At 72.3% G+C, this 19,216-nt stretch carries 21 protein-coding genes; 1 reads left to right on the forward strand and 20 read right to left on the reverse strand.

What is annotated here, in order from left to right:
* Nucleotides 1-36: 36 nt before the first annotated feature.
* The gene (locus ACFVYR_RS20550; RefSeq protein ID WP_384250975.1) at nucleotides 37-255 is read right to left on the reverse strand and encodes an MbtH family protein; all 219 of its coding nucleotides are present in this window, start codon (nucleotides 253-255) and stop codon (nucleotides 37-39) included.
* 87 nt (nucleotides 256-342) lie between these two features.
* Nucleotides 343-1,341: a 2,3-diaminopropionate biosynthesis protein SbnB gene (gene sbnB / locus ACFVYR_RS20555; RefSeq protein WP_384250978.1), complete on the reverse strand. Its 999-nt coding sequence runs from the start codon at nucleotides 1,339-1,341 to the stop codon at nucleotides 343-345.
* A 398-nt stretch (nucleotides 1,342-1,739) separates the two neighbouring features.
* On the opposite strand from sbnB, the gene ACFVYR_RS20560 reads away from it, so the two are divergent.
* Nucleotides 1,740-1,868, forward strand: a complete 129-nt coding sequence (locus ACFVYR_RS20560; RefSeq protein ID WP_384250981.1) for a hypothetical protein — start codon at nucleotides 1,740-1,742, stop codon at nucleotides 1,866-1,868.
* Here ACFVYR_RS20560 and ACFVYR_RS20565 read toward each other — a convergent pair.
* From ACFVYR_RS20565 to ACFVYR_RS20650, 18 genes are all read right to left on the reverse strand, one after another.
* Nucleotides 1,842-2,024 carry an FkbM family methyltransferase gene (locus tag ACFVYR_RS20565; protein WP_384250984.1) on the reverse strand — a complete coding sequence of 61 codons (183 nt, stop codon included), beginning with the start codon at nucleotides 2,022-2,024 and terminating at the stop codon, nucleotides 1,842-1,844. The two genes, ACFVYR_RS20560 and ACFVYR_RS20565, sit on opposite strands and share 27 nt — an antisense overlap.
* Complete coding sequence (locus ACFVYR_RS20570) at nucleotides 1,952-2,239, reverse strand: hypothetical protein (protein ID WP_384251248.1); 288 nt, start codon at nucleotides 2,237-2,239, stop codon at nucleotides 1,952-1,954. The genes ACFVYR_RS20565 and ACFVYR_RS20570 overlap by 73 nt, the downstream gene beginning before the upstream one ends.
* A complete protein-coding gene (locus ACFVYR_RS20575) occupies nucleotides 2,229-2,411 on the reverse strand; it encodes a hypothetical protein (RefSeq protein ID WP_384250986.1) in 183 nt (60 codons plus the stop codon). Before ACFVYR_RS20575 ends, ACFVYR_RS20570 begins: the two co-directional genes overlap by 11 nt.
* 62 nt (nucleotides 2,412-2,473) lie before the next feature.
* Nucleotides 2,474-3,823 (reverse strand): condensation domain-containing protein, encoded by a 1,350-nt coding sequence (locus ACFVYR_RS20580; protein WP_384250988.1) that lies wholly within the window; start codon nucleotides 3,821-3,823, stop codon nucleotides 2,474-2,476.
* Between the two features lie 6 nt (nucleotides 3,824-3,829).
* Nucleotides 3,830-4,813: a 2,3-diaminopropionate biosynthesis protein SbnA gene (gene sbnA / locus ACFVYR_RS20585; protein WP_384250991.1), complete on the reverse strand. Its 984-nt coding sequence runs from the start codon at nucleotides 4,811-4,813 to the stop codon at nucleotides 3,830-3,832.
* A 178-nt stretch (nucleotides 4,814-4,991) separates the two neighbouring features.
* Entirely contained in the window at nucleotides 4,992-5,294 is a 303-nt protein-coding gene (locus ACFVYR_RS20590) for an acyl carrier protein (RefSeq protein WP_384250993.1), read from the reverse strand.
* On the reverse strand, nucleotides 5,291-7,111 hold the full coding sequence (locus ACFVYR_RS20595) for an acyl-CoA dehydrogenase (protein ID WP_384250995.1): 1,821 nt from the start codon (nucleotides 7,109-7,111) through the stop codon (nucleotides 5,291-5,293). The genes ACFVYR_RS20590 and ACFVYR_RS20595 overlap by 4 nt, the downstream gene beginning before the upstream one ends.
* A complete protein-coding gene (locus ACFVYR_RS20600; protein ID WP_384250997.1) occupies nucleotides 7,108-10,761 on the reverse strand; it encodes an AMP-binding protein in 3,654 nt (1,217 codons plus the stop codon). The genes ACFVYR_RS20595 and ACFVYR_RS20600 overlap by 4 nt, the downstream gene beginning before the upstream one ends.
* A gap of 258 nt (nucleotides 10,762-11,019) precedes the next feature.
* Nucleotides 11,020-11,754, reverse strand: a complete 735-nt coding sequence (locus ACFVYR_RS20605; protein ID WP_384251000.1) for a 2-hydroxychromene-2-carboxylate isomerase — start codon at nucleotides 11,752-11,754, stop codon at nucleotides 11,020-11,022.
* Nucleotides 11,751-12,497, reverse strand: a complete 747-nt coding sequence (gene fabG, locus ACFVYR_RS20610) for a 3-oxoacyl-[acyl-carrier-protein] reductase (RefSeq protein WP_384251002.1) — start codon at nucleotides 12,495-12,497, stop codon at nucleotides 11,751-11,753. The genes ACFVYR_RS20605 and fabG overlap by 4 nt, the downstream gene beginning before the upstream one ends.
* A 21-nt stretch (nucleotides 12,498-12,518) precedes the next feature.
* Complete coding sequence (locus tag ACFVYR_RS20615; RefSeq protein ID WP_384251004.1) at nucleotides 12,519-13,022, reverse strand: 3-hydroxyacyl-ACP dehydratase FabZ family protein; 504 nt, start codon at nucleotides 13,020-13,022, stop codon at nucleotides 12,519-12,521.
* Nucleotides 13,019-13,474 (reverse strand): 3-hydroxyacyl-ACP dehydratase FabZ family protein, encoded by a 456-nt coding sequence (locus ACFVYR_RS20620; RefSeq protein ID WP_384251006.1) that lies wholly within the window; start codon nucleotides 13,472-13,474, stop codon nucleotides 13,019-13,021. Before ACFVYR_RS20620 ends, ACFVYR_RS20615 begins: the two co-directional genes overlap by 4 nt.
* The gene (locus ACFVYR_RS20625) at nucleotides 13,471-13,857 is read right to left on the reverse strand and encodes an acyl carrier protein (protein WP_384251008.1); all 387 of its coding nucleotides are present in this window, start codon (nucleotides 13,855-13,857) and stop codon (nucleotides 13,471-13,473) included. The genes ACFVYR_RS20620 and ACFVYR_RS20625 overlap by 4 nt, the downstream gene beginning before the upstream one ends.
* 58 nt (nucleotides 13,858-13,915) lie before the next feature.
* Nucleotides 13,916-15,034, reverse strand: coding sequence for a beta-ketoacyl synthase N-terminal-like domain-containing protein (locus ACFVYR_RS20630; protein ID WP_384251011.1), 1,119 nt, complete (start codon nucleotides 15,032-15,034; stop codon nucleotides 13,916-13,918).
* Between the two features lie 64 nt (nucleotides 15,035-15,098).
* Nucleotides 15,099-15,914: an SDR family oxidoreductase gene (locus tag ACFVYR_RS20635; RefSeq protein WP_384251013.1), complete on the reverse strand. Its 816-nt coding sequence runs from the start codon at nucleotides 15,912-15,914 to the stop codon at nucleotides 15,099-15,101.
* Nucleotides 15,908-17,020, reverse strand: coding sequence for a beta-ketoacyl synthase N-terminal-like domain-containing protein (locus ACFVYR_RS20640; protein ID WP_384251016.1), 1,113 nt, complete (start codon nucleotides 17,018-17,020; stop codon nucleotides 15,908-15,910). Before ACFVYR_RS20640 ends, ACFVYR_RS20635 begins: the two co-directional genes overlap by 7 nt.
* Complete coding sequence (locus ACFVYR_RS20645; RefSeq protein WP_384251018.1) at nucleotides 17,017-18,222, reverse strand: beta-ketoacyl synthase N-terminal-like domain-containing protein; 1,206 nt, start codon at nucleotides 18,220-18,222, stop codon at nucleotides 17,017-17,019. Before ACFVYR_RS20645 ends, ACFVYR_RS20640 begins: the two co-directional genes overlap by 4 nt.
* Nucleotides 18,219-19,196, reverse strand: a complete 978-nt coding sequence (locus tag ACFVYR_RS20650; protein WP_384251021.1) for an acyl-CoA thioesterase — start codon at nucleotides 19,194-19,196, stop codon at nucleotides 18,219-18,221. Before ACFVYR_RS20650 ends, ACFVYR_RS20645 begins: the two co-directional genes overlap by 4 nt.
* Between the last annotated feature and the right edge of the window lie 20 nt (nucleotides 19,197-19,216).

Below are 19,216 nucleotides of genomic sequence, written 5' to 3' on the forward strand. Positions count from 1 at the left end.
TCCTGTCACAGACCTGGGTGTCGGGCGGTGGCGGACTCAGGCCGCGGAGCTCTCGTGCATGCGGCGGCGCAGGCTCGCCGGACGCATGTCGGTCCACACCTCGGCGATCCGGGCGAGGCACTCCTCGTGGGTGCCCTCGGTGCCTTCGGCGTGCCAGCCGGCGGGCAGCTCCCGCCCGACGGGCCACAGCGAGTACTGCTCCTCGTCGTTGAACACCACACGCTGACGGGGGCCTTCGGTCTGCTCGGCGGTCATGGGGACTCCTTGAGGCATACGAGTGGATAGGTGCGGGTTGATATGTGCTGGTGGTGCTGGTATGCGGAACCGTGACCGGCGCGGGGCTCAGGCCGGCAGGAAGTCCTCGACGTGGACCCCCAGCCCGCGCCGTGCGGCCTCATCGCGCACGAACTCGGCCAGGGCGATGTCCAGGACGCCGAGGCCGAACGGGGAATAGACGACGGGCCGTTCCGGGACGCGGGGCAGGAGGGTGGTGCCGCGCAGCAGTGCACCGATCTCGGCGGCGACAAAGTCCCTGTTCCCGGCGGCCTGCTGGGCCAGGTCGAGGGAGGTGTGCTCGCGGCAGACGTGATCGGCGTCGTCGACGACGTTGACCGCGCCGAGGACTGCCTCAGCCGTCAGGTCCCGCAGGGAGACGTGCAGGACGGTGGTGTCCGGCCCGCACGCGCCCAGGTCCATGTGCGGGGACGCGGCGGTGGTGGCCAGCGACACCAGCCGGTGCTCGCCGAGCGCGGCGGTCAGGTCGCCGACCGGGTGGGCCTTCACACGGGGGACGGCCTCGGCACAGCGGGCGGTGAACGCCTCGGGGCGGGCCGGATCGGTGTCGTACAGGGCGGCCTCGCGCAGTTCGGGGAGGGCGGCGGCCAGGAAGCGCAGGATCTCCAGGTTGATCACGCCGCAGCCGATGAGCAGCACGGAGGTCGGGGGCCGCTCGGTGGTGAGCTTCACGGCGGCCAGCGCGGCGCTTGCCGCGGTGCGCTTGGCGGAGATCACCGCGCCCTCGACGAAGGCGATCGGGCGACCGTGGTCGAGGGAGTTGAGGACGATGGCGGCGGAGGCGCGCTCGGTGCCGGCGGCGACGTTGCCCGGGAAGGAGGCGATCCACTTCATCCCGGCCGCCGGACGCTCGCCGCCGCGGTAGGCGGGCAGGCCGATGATCCGATCGCGGCTGTGGTTCTCCTCGGGGAAGCGCAGGAACGTCGAGTGTGGGAGGGACGTCTGCCCTGCGTCGTGCAGCCGGTAGGTGTCGGCGACGAGGTCGATGATCTCCGCCTCCCGGCCGGACAGCACTTCGGTCACATCGGTGCGTCGGAGGATCAGCATGCGGTTCCCTCTCTGCCGGACGGGCGAGGACAAAGCCTGATGTGATGCAGCGATGGTGGGATCGGGCGCTATATGCGCCCTATACGTCCCGCCGGAGCCACGAGGGCCGGGCTGAGTGTGCGGGCCCGGCGCCGGTGCGCGGGGCCGGGCTGGATGTGGTGCCGCCGTGTGGGATACGTGCCGGGGCGGATGTGCAGCCCAGAGGAAGCGTGCGGTGCCGGCGCGGGCATAGGGCCGGGCAAGGTGTGCCATGCCGGGGGGCGTGCGGGCCCGGCCACGTTGCCGGTGGTGTGACGGGGCCTGGTGGGTCGGTCGGGAGGGAGGGCGGCGGCGATCGGCTATTGCTCCCCTACTGCCTCCACCTCGTACAGGCCCGTACCTGCCAGGAGGGGATCCTGGTGGACATCGACCCCGAAACCGTGGCGGTGGAGGAGGTCCTGGACGGCGGTAAGGCGGCCGGACTCGTCGTGGACCTCAGCCACCACCGCGTGGATCAAGGGTCAGTGGAGGTCCTCGACGCCGTGTAGGACGTCCAGTTCTGCGCGTTCGACGTCGGCCTTGAGGAGGTCGACGCGGGAGACGGCGTGGCGGCGCAAGAGGTCGGAGACGGTCAGGGCAGGGATGGTGAACTCGATGCCCTCGTGCAGGCCTTGGACCAGTTCGGCCGCGTCCTCGGGGTCCACCCCGCTGTTGCACAGGAAGGCCAGAGTGATTTCGTCGTCGGCCGCCTGGTCGGCGTGCAGGCCGGAGTTGCCGGGGCCGCGGGGTAGTAAGTGAAGCGCAGGCGGCCGGGGCGGTCCGCGACGGCCGCACACTCCGCTGCCCAGCCCGGCGTCGCGTGCTCGGCGAGGTTGCGGACCAGGCAGGCGTGCAGCGCGGGCGCCGGTTCAGCTGCGATGACGCGGTTCCGGGACCGGGCGCGCGCAGAGCACCGACAGCAGCCCGATGTTGGCGCCGACGTCGACGACCGTGTCGCCGTCCCGCAGCCGCCGCGCCGCCCTGTCGTACGCCCCCGGCGGCAGCATCTCGCGCCACATCGCCACCGCCGCCGGGCCGTTGGTGCACCACACGGCGGGCCCGTCTGGAAACTGTCGGCGGAGCGGTTCCACCGGGCCAGCGCCCGCCGGGGCGCTCATGCTGCACCCGATCCGAGGGCGAGCAGGAAGTCCAGGTCGTCCTGGGCGACGAGCACGACGTCGGCCACACGGGCGCCGGGGGCGCCGAGGGAGTCGTCGACCAAGCGCCGCCAGGTGTCCCCGAAGCGCTCGATCGTGGCCGCGTCGAACAGATCGGTGTTGTAGCGCAGCACCGCCCGGAAACCGTCGGCGCCCTGGAGCACCTCGACGGTCAGATCCAGCTGCCCTTCCTGCTGCGGCACGTCGCACAGCTCGGCCCGCAGTCCGCCAAGGCACACCGACCCCTCGTACAACCCGGGCACCGGCAGCCGGTCCGCGGCCACCAACGTGCAGGAGATCCGGAACAGCGGCCCGCGCGACGACCCGCCGTCCAGCAGCTCGACGGGGTAGCGGGCGTGCGCCATCCCGGTGCGCAACTGCCGCTGCGCGGACTCGACGGTGTCCAGCAGCGTCGTCGCGGGCGTGAACCGCCCGGCGACTGGCAGCGCGTTGACGTAGTAGCCGACCGCTTCCCGGGTGCCGGGCGTGAACCGTGTGGTGGCCGGGCAGCCGATGAGGAAGCCGTCCCCGGCGCCGGAGCGGTGCAGGGCGGACTGGAAGGTGCCGAGTAGCCACGCGAACGGTGTCACGCCCCGCTCCGCAGCGGTCTGCCGCAGCCGCCCTGCCGTCGCCGGGTCCAGCTCCATCTCGTGGGTGGCACCATTGAGGGTGTGCTGCGGCGGCCGCGACCGGTCGGTGGGCAACTCCGCCGTCTCGAGTCCGGCGCACACGCCCTGCCAGTATGCGGCGGCACGTTGCCCGCGCGGAGAGGCGATGAAGTCCCGCTCGGCGCACACCTGTTCGTCCCAAGGGGCGACCGCGGTTGGAGCGACGGGAGCGCCCTGCCCGGTGCGGGCCCCGTACTCGGCGAACAGGTCGCGCACCAGCAGCCACTGCGAGGTGGCGTCGCTGACCAAGTGGTGGGTGGCGGTGACCAGCACCGCATCGGCGACGTCCCGGCGCAGCAGCACCGCGCGGAACGCCCCCGACTCCGCGATCCGGAACGGCTCCTCGCCCGACCGCTGGGCGAGCCGGAACAGCGTTTCCTCGTCGGTGTCCGGCACCTCCCGCACGTCCAGCCGCACGCTCTCGGTCCCGGCGAGCAGGCGCACGGGCCCCTCGTCGGTAGAGGGGAAGCGGGAGCGCAGCAGTTCGTGCCGGCCGACCAGAGCGGTCAGCGCCTGCTGGAGGACCACGGTGTCGACGCGGTCGCGCAGCCGCACAGCGAGGACCACGTTGTACGCGGAGCTCTCCGGGGCGAGCCGGTGGGCGAGCCAGAGTGCTTCCTGGCCGGTGGACATGAGCATCGGCGTTCAGTCCTTCCACAGGTGCGAGACGTCGCCGAAGTTCGCGCGCACCCAGGTGTCCGAGTAGATGGTGTCGAGATAGCGGTCGCCGCCGTCGGGGAAAACGAGGACGCAGTTCGAGCCCTCGGGAATGCGATGCCTGATCTTCCACAGTGCTGCCACGGTCGCCCCGGATGAGCCGCCCGCGAGCACGGCCTCCCGGTCGATGAGCCGACGGCAGGCGGCGACGCACTCCAGGTCGGAAATGTGCACAACCTCGTCGGCGGCCGAGGGGTCCATCAGCGGCGGCACCACGGACGCGCCGTGCCCGGGGATCAGGCGCTGGGTGGACTCCAGGCCGAAGATCGCGCTGCCCAGCGCGTCGACGGCGACGATTGTGGTGTCCAGGCCGCGCGCCCTGATGTGTTCGCGGCAGCCTCGCAGTGTGCCGAAGGTGCTTACCGAGCAGAAGAGGAAGTCGACCTTGCCGTCCAGGGCCTCCTCGATCTCCCGCATGGTCGTCTCGTGGGCCTTGGGGTTGAGCTCGCTGGTGTACTGGTTGGGCCAGTGCGCGTCCGGTATCCGGTCCACCAGCTCGCGCACCCGGCGCAGCCGGACCGGCAGGAACTCACCGGTCAGCTCGTCGCGTTCGGTTACCACCTCCACCTCGGCGCGGAAGGCATTGAGGATGGCGAGGTTCTGTTCAGTGGTCTTGCCGTCCACCACGCAGATGAAGCGCAGTCCGAAGTACCGGCAGATCTGGGCGAGTCCGACGGCGAGGTTGCCGGAGCTGGACTCGACGATCACCGAACGGCCGGGTTCCACCTCGCCGTTGTGGATCGCTGCGAGCAGCATGCCCAGTGCGGAGCGGTCTTTGATGCTGCCGCCCGGATTGAACCTCTCGATCTTCCCGAAAACCCGGGAGTTGAAGTCCGGCAGCAGTCTTTCGAATTCGACGAGCGGGGTGTTTCCAACGGTCGACAGAATGCCAGGGAACGTTTTCTCGGGCATGGCTGTTTGCCCCTTCCCGGAGAAGCGGTACGGAATTGCGCGCGTCCGCCGTGTCGCGGGGCGCGGAGAGCAGGGCGGGCCGGGGCCGTTCCCCCGAGGTGGAGGCCAGCCCCGGCCCGGTGTGGCGCCGTTCCGCCCGGTGGATGGTGGGCAGATCCGGTCCGGTCCGACGGCCGCCCTACCGGGCCAGCTCGGCGGCGAGGTAGGCAGTGATGGCGTCGATGGTCGGGTGGTCCCAGGCCATGGTGGGTTCCACTACGAGGCCGAAGCGGTCCTCGACGTCGCCGCACAGCGTCAGGGCGTACACGGAGTCGAGACCCATCTCGGCGAGTTCAGTGCCCTTGTCGATCTCAGCCGGGGCGCGATCGAGGTAGTAGGCGACCCGGTCGACGAGCCAGCTGCAGATCGCCTGCAGCGAGGTGGCGGCGTCTGGGGCTGCGGCCCCGGCGGAGGTGGGGTCGGTGACGGTGGCTTCGGTCATGGAACAACTCCCTTGGCGGGTACGGCCCGCGGGGCGAGCCGGGTGCGGAACAGGTCGAAGGTGCGGGCGTCGTCGTGGCGCCCGGACAGCTCGTCGAAGAGCGCCCGAACGGTGGCCTGCGGCAGCGGCCCGCCGCGCGGTCCCAGCCGCTCGGCGAGTCGGCGCAGCGCCGCCGTGACCCACAGCGGGTCGGCGAGGAAGCCGTCGGACGGCTCGGCCGCCTGCCAGACGCCCAGGCAGGCGGCGGCCGCGAGTAGCAGGACATACCGCTCGGCCAGGAGGAAGGAGCGGCGACCGGCGACCGGGGTGCGCTCCAGCGGAGGTAGGGCGGCGCTGCGGCGCGCCAGGTCAGCTAGCGCGTCGCTGAACTCGACGGCCAGGCTGGCGAGTTCAGTCAGTTCGGGACGGTCGGCGGCCTGCCGGCCGAGGTCCCGGGCGAACGCCGGGAGCCGGGCGGCCAGGCCGTCGGCCCCGCGCGTGGTCAGCTCCAGCCGGTGGAAGTCCAGCGGGGGCAGTGGATCGTGGAGGCGGAACAGCGTCTCGTCGTCGGGTGGTTGAGTGGCGGTGCCGTCCAGTGCGGGTAGCCAGGCGCGCTCGGCGAGCCGCGGCAGCTGCGGGACGATGTTCGCCAGGCATACCGCGCCATTGGCGTGTGCCAGCGCCACCACGGGCAGATCGCGCGCCGCCTCCTGGAACGCCGCGTACGGTCCTTCCCGTACGTAGCTGCGGGCGCCCAGCACCACGCCGAGCCGGTAGGAGTTTTCCTGGAGCAGCTTGGGCACGAGGTACTTCACCGCCGCCGAGCGCACGCTCGCCTCGGCGGGCCGGAGGTGCAGGGTGCGGGCGGCTACTACGGACAGCGCGTCGCATATCAGCAGGTCCACGAAGGCGTCGGTGAGTACCGAGCGGGGCAGCGGCAGTGCGCCCACCGGAGCCCCGTACAGCCGGCGTTCCCCGGCGAAGCCGAGGACCGTGCGCAGCTGGCTGTCGCCGACGCCGACGACCATGCCGGGCAGCACGCAGCGGGTCACCTGGAAGACCTTGAGGACCGTCTCCATGGCGCCGCCCGCCTCTCCCAGCAGCGCGTCGGCCGGAACGGGGCAGGAGTCGAAGCGGGCACCGCCCAGGAGGCAGCCGCGGACGCCCGAGGTGAGGTGGCGGGCGGAGCGGTCGACGTGGCCCGCAGGCAGGGCGTCGAGGTCGATCAGCAGGTGCGAGTGACCACGGCTGCCGGGCCGTTCGCCGGTGCGGGCGAAGACCACGGCGGCCTCGGCCCGGCCGATGTTGTTGACCAGCTGCTTGCCGCCGTCGAGGAGGTAGCCGCCGGGCGCGGGACGCGCGGTGAGCGAGATCCGGGTGAAGTCGCTGCCGTGGTCGAGTTCGGTGTAGGCAGCGACGATCCGGCCGCCGCCGCACAGCAGTTCGGCCGCCCGACGCTGTTGCTCGGCGCTTCCGTCGGCCCAGATCGGCAGACCCGCGATGAAGCTGGTGACGCCGTGGCCGATGCCCAGGGCGCAGTCACGGCGGAAGATCGCGCGCATCAGCAGCGCGAACCGGTCGGCGCGCTCGAAGCGGCCGCCGAGCTCGGCCGGCACGAACTCGGCCCCGAGCCCGTAGGCGGCCAGCGCGCGTTCCCCTTCGGACAGCAGCTCACCGCGCTCGTCAGCGGCGAGGACGGCGGCCGTGCCGAGCGGGTTGGTGGGGGCGTAGGGATCGCCGAGCAAGGTTTCCAGTCGGTCGATCCGCTCCATGGCGGCGTCGCGTACGGCGCCACCCACGTGGACCGCGGTGGCGCCCGTGGTCAACAGGTCCGTCATGCCGCGTCCTTGTTGGGTTCGGTGGAGGCCGAGGAGTCGAGGGCCGAGGCGGTGGTGGTCGTCGGTCCGGCGGCGTTCGCCGCGCGGTCGGCGCCGCTCTCGGCCAGTGGGCAGTGCAGCAGGGAGAAGAGCAGTCCCTGTTCGTGCTGGGCGTGCAGTGCTGGAAGCAGGGCGTCCAGGGCCGGGCCGTCGATGTCGTCCAGATCGGGCGTGCCGGTCAGGCGGTGCAGCAGGCGGGCCAGTACGGCGTCGAGCCAGGCCGCCTCCTGCCACAGCGGGCCGTCGGCCCTGCCATCGCCCTGGTTCTCCAGCCAGAGCCGGAGGCTCGCGGCGCCCGCATACACCAGGGCGTACCGGCCGGCGGAGATGAACGCCGTCTCCGGGACCGCGCGGGCGCTGTGCCGGTGGGCGGCGAGTTCCTCGTGCACCTCGTCCGCGAGCACGAGCAGCCGTACGGCGCGTTCGGCCACGGAGGGTGGGGCCAGGTCCTTGACCCGGCGCACCGTTTCCGACAGGGACTGCACGACGCTGGAACCCGAGCGGGCGTACAGCGTGAGGCGCCCGGGGTCCAGCTCCGGCGGGGGACCGTCGAGCCGGGCGGCGGCCGTGACCCCGTCCTGGTCGGCGAGGCCCTTGTGGTAGCCGCGGGCCAGGACCGGGAACTGGTTGATCAGCGAGTTGAGGTTGACGGCCGTGCTGCCGTCGAAGATGCCCACGATCCGATGGTCGCGCTCCAGCTTCTGGAAGGCGCCGTCGGCGAAGTCCTCGACCAGCATGGCGCGGGCGCCGAGCAATCCGCGCAGCGCGCCGATGACCTCGTCGCCGAGGGTGGGCACCAGGTACTTCACCATCGCCGAGACCGCGCTCTGCTCCTCGGTCAGGGTGTGCACGGAGCGGGTCGCGACGAGGCTGACGGCCTCCATGGCCAGGAGGTCGGCGTAGGCCTCGGCGAGGGTCCGTGCGGCGTGCGGAAGTTCGGCCAGGGGACGACCGTAGAGTCGGTGGGCGCGGGCGAAGCCGGTGGCGATACGCAGCGCGTGGTCGGTCATGCCCAGCGACATCGCCGAGCAGAGCGTCCGGGTGATCTGGAAGCACTTTAGGACGACCTCCAGGCCCTCGCCCTCGGCTCCGACCAGCGCGTCGGCGGGGAGCTCGGCGCCGTCGAAGGCGATGCCGCTGATGTCCGCGCCGCGCACTCCGTGCGTGGGGACGCGCGGCAGCGGGCGCCAGGTGCCCGCGGCCAGGCGGGACTTGTCGACCAGGAAGAGGCTGAAACCCCGGCTGCCGCCGTCGGGGCTGGTGCGGGCCAGGACGCAGACGAGGTCGGCCCGGGTGGCGTTGTTGATCAGCCACTTCTTGCCGTCGAGCCGCCAGCCGCGCGCGGTGCGCTCGGCGCCCAGCTCTCCGGCGAGCAGGTCGCTGCCGTGGGACCGCTCGGTGAGCGCCAGGGAGACGATGGCGCCCTCGCAGACCCGTCGCGCGAGCGCCTCGGCCTGTTCGGGGCGGCCAGCCACCCACACGGAGACGGCGCCCAGATAGGTCTTGGCATGGCCGAGCGCGGCGGTGAAGTCGCGCCGAGCCAGGATCCGGATCAGTTGCAACAACTCCTCGGCGCTGCGCAGCTCGCCTCCGTACCGGGCGGGTACGAACCACCTGGGCACGCCGAGGGCGTCCAGTTCCCGGCAGACCGCTGCCGGGAACTCCTCCGCCCGGTCGGCCTCAGCGCTGCCCCGGTACGAGAACACCTGCTGCTCGTCCTCCGGATCCCCGAGTCGTACTTCCAACTCCCGGCTGAGCGCGTATGGATCCCATGCCTCGCCCTGTGGAACCGGCGGGACGCTCAGTCCGCGTGCGGACGGGGTTACGGCTCCCTCGCGCCCGCGCCCGCGCCCCGCCGAGCGGAACGCCTCGCGCAGCTCAGGCGACAACTCCTCGCGCAGTGCGGCCAGCTCGTCCCGTTCGAAGAGCGTGCGCATCAGGGTGCGCTGGATCTTGCCGCTCGTGGTGCGGTGGATGCGGCCGGGCTTGACGAGGACCATGCCGCCGACCCGGACGCCGAGGCGTTGGGACAGGCGGGCCCGGGCGGTGCGGGCCAGGGTGGCCAGGACGTCGGCGGAGACGCCGCGGCTGCGGACCTCCTGGACGGCGACGATCTCCTCCGCGGCGGCGGAGCCGCCGGGCCGGGATGCGAAAACCGCAGCGGGCAGGTCGCCGAAGGCCGGGTCGAGGTCACACAGTTTGCGCTCGATGTCGTGCGGATACAGGTTCCGACCGTGCACGATGATCATTTCCTTCAGGCGGCCGGTCACGTACAGGTGGCCTTCGCGCAGCGCCCCCAGGTCGCCGGTGCGCAGGAACGGCCCCGCGCCGTCGGCGGTGACCGCGCGGAAGGTCCGCTCGGTCTCCTCCGGCCGGTTCCAGTAACCGAGCGCGACGCTGTCGCCGCGGATCCAGATCTCGCCGACTCGGCCGTCGGGCAGGGGCGCGCCGGTGGCGGCGTCCACGACGCACACGTCCAGCCTGCGCACCACTCCGCTGCTCACCAGCTCCTGCACCGCGTCGCCGGACCCGTTCTCCGCCTCCTGCACCACGTCGCCGGCCAGCGCCCGCGTGTACGTGCGCAGCACGGTCGGCGGCTCGTCGGCGGGTGTGCCCGAGACGTAGAGCGTGGACTCGGCGAGCCCGTAGCCGGGCAGCAGGGAGCGCGCCGAGAAGCCCGCGCCCGCGAACCGCTCGGCGAAGCGGGAGAGGGTCCCGGCGTCGACGGGCTCGGCGCCGTTGCAGGCGTAGCGCCAGTGGGACAGGTCGAGCTCGGCGGTCTGCTCCTCGGTGAGGCGGCGCGCGCACAGGTCGTATGCGAAGTTGGGCGCGCAGCTGATCTCGGCCCGGTGCCGGGCGATCAGCCGCAGCCAGGAGACCGGGCGCTTGAGGAACTCGGTCGACGACATCAGCACCGCGGTCCCGCCCAGGTACAGCGGGGCGAGCATCATCGCGATCAGGCCCATGTCGTGGTAGGCGGGCAGCCAGCTGCACCAGGTCATACCGCCGTGCCAGCCATGGCTGTCGCGCATCAGCCGCAGGTTGTGCGCCAGCGCGCCGTGCGGGACCATCACGCCCTTCGGATCGCTGGTCGACCCTGAGGTGTATTGCAAGAAGCACAACTCGCCGGCTTGCACGGCATGTTCGGCCCAGCCCGCTGCGTCCCCAGCGCGCTCGACGGACTCCACCGAGGCGGCGGCCGTCCCGGCGGGCGCGGCCCGCTCAGCCTCCAGCCAGCGCTCCACCGAGGGCAGGCTCGCCTCGTCGGTGAGCACCAGCCGGGCCCCGGTGTCGGCGGCGATCGCCGCCGTACGGGCTTCCTGAGGTCCGAAGCCGCCGGGCAGCGGCACCGGGACGGGCACGGCGCCCGCGTAGAGGCAGCCGAGGAAGGCGCGGATGAACCCGGTGCCGGGCCCGCAGGACACCAGTACCCGGTCGCCGGACGTCACCCGCCCGCGCAACCACTGGGCCGCGGCGCGTGCGCCCCGGTCCAGTTCCGCGTAGGTCAGGCTCTCCTCGGCCGGCCCGGTACTGAAGCGGACGGCGCAGTGCGCGGGCGTCCGTGCGGCCCTGCGGCGCAGCACGCTGACGAAGCTCTCGAAGTCGGTCACCCCAACTACCCACCCTCTGCGGCTGCTTGGGCCGCGGTCGCACAGCAGCGGTATGTCCCCCCACCCAACCGGCGCCCGCTATGCGGCACCTATATGGGCCTTCCGGGTGTAGGGAGCGGACGGAACGGTCGGAACTGACGGCGACGGCCGCCGTACACCAACGGGGGGTGCGGCGTACGGCGGCCGTCGATGCCGTACGGCACCAAAGGGGGATCGGTGGCGTACGGCGGCTTGGATGCGGTGGGCCGAAGGGGCAGATCAGCCGCATCCGCCCGCGTGGCCGTCGTCGACGGACCGTTCGGGTTCGGTGAGCGGAACCTCGGGAGCGCCTGGGGGTTCCGCGAGTTCGGGGCAGCTGTCGGTGAGCGCCGCCACGAAGGCGGGCAGCCGGTCGACGCCCCAGTACTTGTCGTAGTGGTCGATGAAGAAGGGCACTCCGAAGACGCCGTCGCGCTGGATCTCCAGCAGCACCCGTACGCCCTCGGCGCGCAGCTCGGGATCGTCGGAGGACGCAGCCAACTCCCCTCCGTCGAGCCCGAGTTCGGGGCCGAGGTCGGCGATCACCGAGCGGTCGCAGATGTCCTGCCCGAACTCCCAGCGGGCCCGGGCGGCGAGAGCCACGTACTCGGGGCCCTTGCCGTGCCGGGCCGCGGCCATGTAGCCGAGATGCGGCACCTCCCATACCGGCTCGCGGTCCACGGGCCAGCCGAAGGACAGCCCCCGCTCGGCGGCCAGGCGCCGCACGTCCTGGAGGATGTAGCGGTGCTTCTCCGGGCTCATCGGGGTGTACGGGAAGGACCCGCCGGCCTCGGCGAGCAGCTTGCGGCTCATCTCGTCCGGCTCGAAGAACGGCACCCATTCCAGGGCGGCGGCCAGCCGCGGGTGCCCGTCAAGCAGGTCCCGGTAGGCGAGCCAGGAGTAGGGGCTGCGCAGCGAGAAGTAGAAGCGCGGGCGCCGCCGGGTGTGGCGGCGCCCGCCCGCCGTGCCGCTCACAGCGCGATGCCGCCGTCGACTTGGAAGACCTGGCCTGTGATGTACGCCGCCTCGGGCGAGACCAGGAAGGAGACCATCGACGCGACGTCCTCCGGGCTGCCAAACCGCTTCAGTGGAATGCGGCCGAGCATCTCCTTGGACACCTTCGGCGGCAGCACCGAGGTCATGTCGCTGTCGATGAAGCCGGGCGCCACCGTGTTGGCCCGAATCCCGTGCCGACCACCCTCCTTCGCCAGGGACCGGGTGAAGCCGATGATCCCCGCCTTCGAAGCCGAGTAGTTGGTCTGTCCCGCGTTGCCCGCGATCCCGGCCACCGAGGACAGCGTGACGACGGCCCCGCCGCCCCGCTTGATCATCGGGAAGGCCACCGCACGGCACAAGTTGTAGGTGCCGTCCAGGTTGGTGCGCAGCACCGCGTCCCAGTCTTCGTCCGGCATCAGCACCAGCGGGCTGTCGCGAGTGATGCCGGCCGAGGTGACGGCGGCCATCGCCGAGCCCAGCTCCTCCTCGGCCGCAGTGACGAAGTCCCGCACCTTAACGCGATCGGTCACGTCCACCTGCCGGGAGAGGACTCGGCGGCCCAGCTCCCGCACCTCCTTCTCCACCAGGGCTGCGGCTTGTTCGTCGGAGCGGTAGCAGAAACCGATGTCGTAGCCGTCACGGGCCAGCCGCAGGGCGACCGCGCGGCCGATGCCACGCGACCCCCCGGTGACCAGCGCGACCTTGTCGTTCTGTGCAGACATGACGTCTTCTCCTCAACGTCCTCAGGCGTTCAGCAGGGCGCGCTCGGGCTTCGGGAGCAACTCGTCGACATCGCGCAGCGCCACCACGAACGCCCCGATCCCGAGCACTTGGCGGCCGCCCACGTAGGTCTCGCCCGCGAGGATCGTCGTCTCGTCCACGGACTTCACCAGGCGCACCCGGTGCTCCAGCACGTCACCGGGGTAGGCGCGGACGCCGATCGTCACCTCGTTGATGGAACCGGCTAGTTCGACCTTCCCGGCGAGCACGTCCGGGTTGGGGTTCTTCCACACCGACAGCACCACCGCGGACTGCGCCCACGACTCGACGACCAGCGAGGTGGGGTAGGCGTAGTCGGTGGCGGTCGCGTCCTGGCCGAGCCGGGCGTAGCAGGGCTCGTTGCCGGAGACCGCCTTGTACGCGGTCAGGCTCTCGCCCGGCACCACGTTGGTCACCCGGTCCACCAGGAGGATCTCCCCCCGGTGCGGAATGGTGTTCTTGATCCGGTCGATGCCGTGCACGGTCACAGAGTTTCCTCTTCCTGCCCACGGCCGGACGCGTCCTGGTCGCCGCTGGACGCGACGCGGTAGCGCAGCCGGATGTCGGCGACCTTGCCCCGGCTAGTGGCGAGGGCCGCCTTGAACAGCAGCCCGGCCGCATTGTCGGTGACCGTGACGTCCGCCAGCACTCGGTCGCCCGGGAAGACCGGCCGGTGGAAGCGGCAGCGGTCCATGGCGATCAGCTCCACCTCCCCGGCGTCGGTGGCCTCGCCGGACGGCTCGGCGACGGAGTTGTCCTTGGCCCACTGGCGGACCGTGCGGTCGGCGGCCTCGATGAGGAACACGCCGGGCAGGACGGGGAATCCGGGGTAGTGCCCGGCCATGACCGGGTCGTCCACCGGCGCGTCGAAGGCGGTCACCGCGCCCGTCGGGCCGGTGCGGATCAGCTCGATGTCGCCCAGCGGCGTCGCGGCGCTCACCGGTTCTCCCGCAGCTTACAGTCGAGCAGCTCGTAGGTGCCTTGCAGGGAGGTGATCGAGGCCAGCTCGGGCTCGGCTAGCTTGACGCCGTACTCCTTCTCCAGGCGCACGGTGATCTCCAGCGCCATCAGGGAGTCGACGTCCAGATCCTCCGTGAAGTGGGCGTCGTCGGTGACCTCGGCGATGTCCAGGTCGAGGACGTCGGCGACCAGGTCACGCAGCTGTTCCTTGTCGAGCACGGGTGTGGTGGTGGTGTCGGGCATGGGGTACACGAGTCCTTCCGGGTGGTGGTTGGCGTACGAGAAGTGGACGAGCATGCGGCGCAGCCGGTGAGAACCGCTGTGGACGGCAGCCGTGCCCCGGCACAGAGGCGGTGCGGACACGGCCGCCGGGCGGGGGGCAGCGTGCCTGTGGGCCCCACGTCGAGGGTGCTCACCGCGTCTACCGCGCACCCGCGCGCAGGACGACCGCTCCGGTCTGGCCGTCGGGGTCGACCGAGGTGACGAGCACGGGCCGGTCCGCTTCCGTGGCGGTGAGCGCCGCGGCCAGTTGGAGCGAGGCGGAGGCGGCACCCACGTCGCCGATCAGGCGGCGCAGCCGCAGCCGGGGCGGCTGGTGCTCGCCGAAGATCGAGGTGAGCGCCGCGTCCTCGCGGCCGCCGAGCGGGCCCCCGCTGTCGGACGGCACCAGTAGGGCAACCTCGTCGGGTCGGACATCGGCGTCCTTGAGGGCCTCGGTGACCGCCCGTACGACCGCGTCGTGGGCACGCTCTGGCGCGTGGAAGGCGACAAAGCGGCTGCCGAGCAGCGAGGCGAGTGGAGCGCGGCCGTGGGCGCGGGCCCGGCCGAGCGGTTCCAGCAGGAAGAGCGCGCAGCCCTCGCCGAGCGGCCCGGTGGGCTGCTGGTGGGGACCTCCGGTGCGGGCCCAGTACTCCAGCCAGGCGCGCTCGGTGGAGAACTCCTCGACGGCACCGCACAGTACGGCCTCGCAGTGGCCCCGGCGCAGCAGCCGGGCCGCGTAGTTGAGGGCGAGCAGGCCGGTCAGGGCGCCGCCCGCGACCGTGGTGTTGGGGCCGCGCAGGCTGTGCCAGATCGCACTCTGGCCGGCGGCCCGGTTCATCACGGTGTTGGGGAACAGGGCCGGGTCGACGTGGTAGGGCTTCTCGCCGGTCAGGGAGTCCCGGGTGAAGTCCATGATGCTCTGCACGCTGCCGTGCCCGGTGCCGAGCACCATGCCGACGGCCTCCGGGTCGTCCTGGGCGAGCCCGCCGCCGGCCTGCTCCAGGAGCATCCCGGCGGTGGCGACGGCGAGCGCGGTGGCGCGGTCCATCCCCCGGGTGCCCTTGCGGCCCAGCACCGCCCTGATGTCGAAGTCCGGGACGTGCCCGGCCCGTTCGTAGGGGCCAAGGTGTGGGGCGTCATCCACGGTACGCACACCGTCCCGGCCTTCCCGCACGCCCTCGGCGAAGGCCTCGGCGCCGAGCCCGTACGGCGAGGCCGCCGACCAGCCGGATACGACCAGGGTGTCCGGGTCCGCCCCGGTGGCAAGACTGACACTCATCGCTGTCTGCTCCTGTCGGTGAAAGTCGTGGAGGAGGGAGGGCCTGTTTTCCGGGGGGGGGGGGTCATCCCCAGGCGCCGGCAGCCGCGTGCAGTTCCGCGCCGTCGACGCCGATGGTGTTGCATGTCAGCCAGGAGGACTCGGTGCGCGAGAGCAGTGCGACAGCGTCCGCGACGTCCTCGGGGCGGGTCAGCCGGGCGTGGGGGTTGTTCTCGGCGGCGCGCTCGATGTAGCCGGCGTGCTCGGGGATGCGCTGCAGGGCGGGAGTGACGGTGGTGCCGGCGCGCAGCGCGTTCACCGCGATGCCCCGGCCGGCCAGTTCGCAGGCCAGCTGACGGACGTGGGACTCCAGGGCACTCTTGGCAGCCGAGACCGCGCCGTAGCTGGGCAGCGCCTGGGAGGTGCCGGCGCTCGTCAGCGCGTACACCTTCGAGCCGTCGCGCAGCAGGCCGGCGGCGAGCAGGTCCTGCGTCCAGTACACGAGGCTGTGCGCCATGACGTCGAGGGTCATCTCCAGCTGGCGGGTGGTGATGTGCTTGTCCCAGCCCGCGCGCGGCAGGAACGGCAGCAGGGTGCCGAAGGCGAGCGAGTGGACCAGGATGCGGACACCGCCGGTGGCCCCCGTCAGCTCGGCCAGGCGGGGGACGACCTCCTGACGGGTGGTCCGGGAGGCAGCGTTGGCATTGAAGAAGTGCGTCTCGACGCCCTTGGCACGGATGTCACCGACGAGTTCCTCGACCTCCTCGGCACGCGCCGCCGTGTCGAAGTGCACGCCGGCGACGTGGACCCCTTCCTCGGCGAGCCCCAGGGCGATGGCCCGCCCGATCCCGCTGGAGGCCCCGAGAACCAGGCACCAGCTCCCCTCAAGCGACTTCAACATGCTCCGGCTCCTGTGTGCGGTGGGGCGGTTCGGGGAACGTGGGCGGTTTGGGGGGAGACACGCACGACGGCGACGTGCCCGGCACCGGTCGCGCAGACGACCAGCCGGCCGGCACCGTCGCCCACGGTGACGGCGTGTGCCACGGCCAGGGCGGGGCCCAGGCAGCCGGTGCGCGGGAGCCGGTCTGGTGGGGAGCCATGGGCGGGGGCCGGGGGGCCGTCGGCGGGACCGGGGCCTGCCGGGGAACCGGTCGGCGCCCCGTCGGCTGGCTGGCGGGCGATGACGGCGACGACCGCCGACGCGACCGCCTCAGCAACCGGGGAACCGTCCAGGTCCAGGTGCACCCCGACGGACGGGTCCGTCGGCGCCGTCAGCTCAGCCAGAGCCGCGGTGAGCATGCGGTCGGCACGGGACCGCCCCGCCGCGTCCGCCAGTGCCGCGGGCGGTACGAACAGCGAGCGGGCCCGCAGCGTCGCCCGCACCGCCGAGCCGCGTGCCCGGGCCCCGGCAGGTGACTCCAGCGTGAGCACCGCGGCGCCCTGTTCTCCCCCACCGCCCCGGCCGTCCGGAACAGGTTCCTCGGCCGCCGCCAGCACCAGCGAGTCGGCGCGGCCCGACGCAAGCACGAGCGCCCCGGTGGACAGTGCGTCCACGGCGGCCGTACGGGCCGTGGCAACGGTCAGCGCGAAGCCGTTCAGGGCGAGTTCGACGGCCAGCCGGTTGCCGAGGACGTTGACCGCGAAGTACGGGGCCGAGGCGGGAGAGATGCCCGCCGCGCCCGACTCGGCGACGGTGGCGTCCATGGCCTCGAAGAGCCCGGCAAGCCCGGCGTTGGTGGCGAGCAGCAGCCCGCGCCGGTCGGCCGGGACCGCGTCGGGCCGGCCCCTGTCGGCGAGCGCGCCCCGGGCCGCGGCGAGGGCGTACTGGGCCGCCGCCGGAAGGTACTTGTAACCGCGCGGACCCAGCCGTTCCCGGTGGTCGAACCAGTCACCGGCACGAGGCATCGGTGCCCCACCCGCCGCCGAGGCCACGTCGGCCGTGTCACCCCAGGGCGAGACCACGCCCACCCCGGTGACGGCGAGTTCACCCACGGAAGCTGCGCTCACGCCGCCTCGCCTCCCTTACCCGCTTCTGGGCTCACCGGAGCGCCGGCCAGCACCACCGACGCGTTGTTCCCGCCGAATCCACAGGCGTTGACGAGCACCCGCCGGGCCGCCGCGGGTAGCCGCACTCCCTCGCCCTGCGGCAGAAGCACCTCGCACTCGTGGTCCTGCTCCCTGAGCGGGACGTTCGGCGGGACGGTGCCGTGGCGCAGGATGAGCGCCGCGGCCACGGCGGCCAGCGCGGCGGACGCCCCGCCCGCGTGGCCGAGGAGCGCCTTGAGGCTGTACAGCGGCACGTGCGCGGCCCGCTCCCCGAGGACGCGGTGCAGGGCCCGGCTTTCCAGGACGTCGTTGAGCCGGGTGCCCGTGCCGTGCGGCACCACGCAGCCGATGCCCTCGGGGGCGCCGCCCACGGCCTCGCGCATCGCCCGCACGATCTGCTCGCCGTCGGCCCGTGGGGCCGTCGGATGGTCTGCGTCGCAGCTCCACGCGACCCCGGACAACCGCAGCACGCCTTCTCCGTCACCGGTCAGGGCACCCCGCGCGCGGGCGTGCGCAGCCGACTCCACGATGAGAATTCCCGCGCCCTCGGCGAACACCGTGCCGCTCCGGTCGCTCTCGAAGGGCCGACAGTGCTCCGCGTCGACGGCACCGAGCCGGTTGAAGCAGCCGAGCGCCACCCGCGAGTACGCGTCGGAGCCGCCGGCGAGCACGACGTCCGCTGCGCCCGCGCGCACCAGGTCTGCCGCGATGCCGAGGGCGTACGCCCCGGCCGCGCAGGCGTTGCCGATGTTGTGGACCGTGCCGAACAGCCCGAGTTCGGCGGCGAGCGCCGTGGCCAGGCGGAACGGCGGCGTCCAAGCGCCGTCGTCGCCCCGCCCGCGCTCGTTGGTGCCGGGCTCGCCCATGCAGCTGCCCAGCACGACGGCCGTACGGGTAGCCGCGAGCGCCGCCGCGTCCAGCCCGGCGTTGGCCAGCGCCTCGGCGGCGGCGAGCGACGCGAACCGCGTCGCCCGGTCGGCCGCCAGGTCGGGGTCGGGCACCAGGCTGATCAGCGGCAGGTCCATGCGGGCGAGCGGGTCCGCCGGCCGGTCGGGCAGACGGGCGTCGGCCGCCGTCATGGCCTGCCACAGAGTGTCGGCACCCACACCGTGGCAGGTGACGGCGCCGACCCCGGTGACTACGACCTCGACCCCGCGGTTCATAGCGCCCGGCCCTCCAGGGCCGCGTTCATGCGGTCGTCGAAGGGCACCAGGGACCAGTCGCGGCGGTTCTCGATCACCGCGTAACCGTGGGTGATCCGGCCGGTCGCCGTCTGTACCAGCTTCCCGTCGCGCACCACGTAGGTGTCCATGCGTGAGTCGTAGGTGATGCCCTTGAAGACGTGCTCGACGGTTAGGACGACGTACAGGTCCTCCTCCATGCGGGCCTCGTCGAGGATCGTGATCCGTGAGTGCGGCACCACCGGGATCCAGTTCTGCTCGTCCAGCAGCGTCTTGATGGACACGCCGCGGTCGGCGACCAGCCGGTCCTTGGCCTCCTCCATTAGGCGCAGGTAGCCGGACATCTGCTGGCGCTCAGTGAAGTGGCAGTACCAGTACGGGATGCGGAACTTCCACGCGTACGCATTGCGCCCGGCCGTCAGCTCCTTGACCAGGTCGTCGGCGGCCAGGTCGGCCTCCACGAGCTCCGGCGTCCAGCCGGGCACCGCGGCGAGCCGGTCGACCGCGAACGGCGCGAGCGCGGTCGGCACCGGCTGCTCGCCGCCGCCGCGTGCGTCGAGGCGCAGCTGCACGCGGACGGTGGAGGTGACCGCCTTGAGCAGGGTCTCTCGCTGCACGTGCAGGGTGACGGCGAATAACAGCTCGTCGTCCTGGGCCCTACGGTGCGTCCTTACCTCGGCAACGGCCGTGTCGTCGATGTGGAATGCGTGCAGGATGCGGGTGTCGATGTCGACGATGTCGGTGCACAGGCCGTACATCTCGTAGATTGTGCCCGGGGCGATCCCGGACTGCCTGAGGTGGTTCAGTACGGCTTCCTCGACCAGGTAGTTGACATGCTTGAACCCGATCCAGGTGCAGATGTTGGAGCCTTCGTAGCGGGGGCGGATCTCCAGGGAACTGGGCTCCTTAAGGGCGAGGACCGAGGCCTCGAGGTCAGCGGTGTGGGTGGTCGTCACGTCGACTCCGGTGCGTAGTG

Source organism: Streptomyces sp. NPDC058284 (assembly GCF_042881135.1).
Classification (GTDB): domain Bacteria; phylum Actinomycetota; class Actinomycetes; order Streptomycetales; family Streptomycetaceae; genus Streptomyces.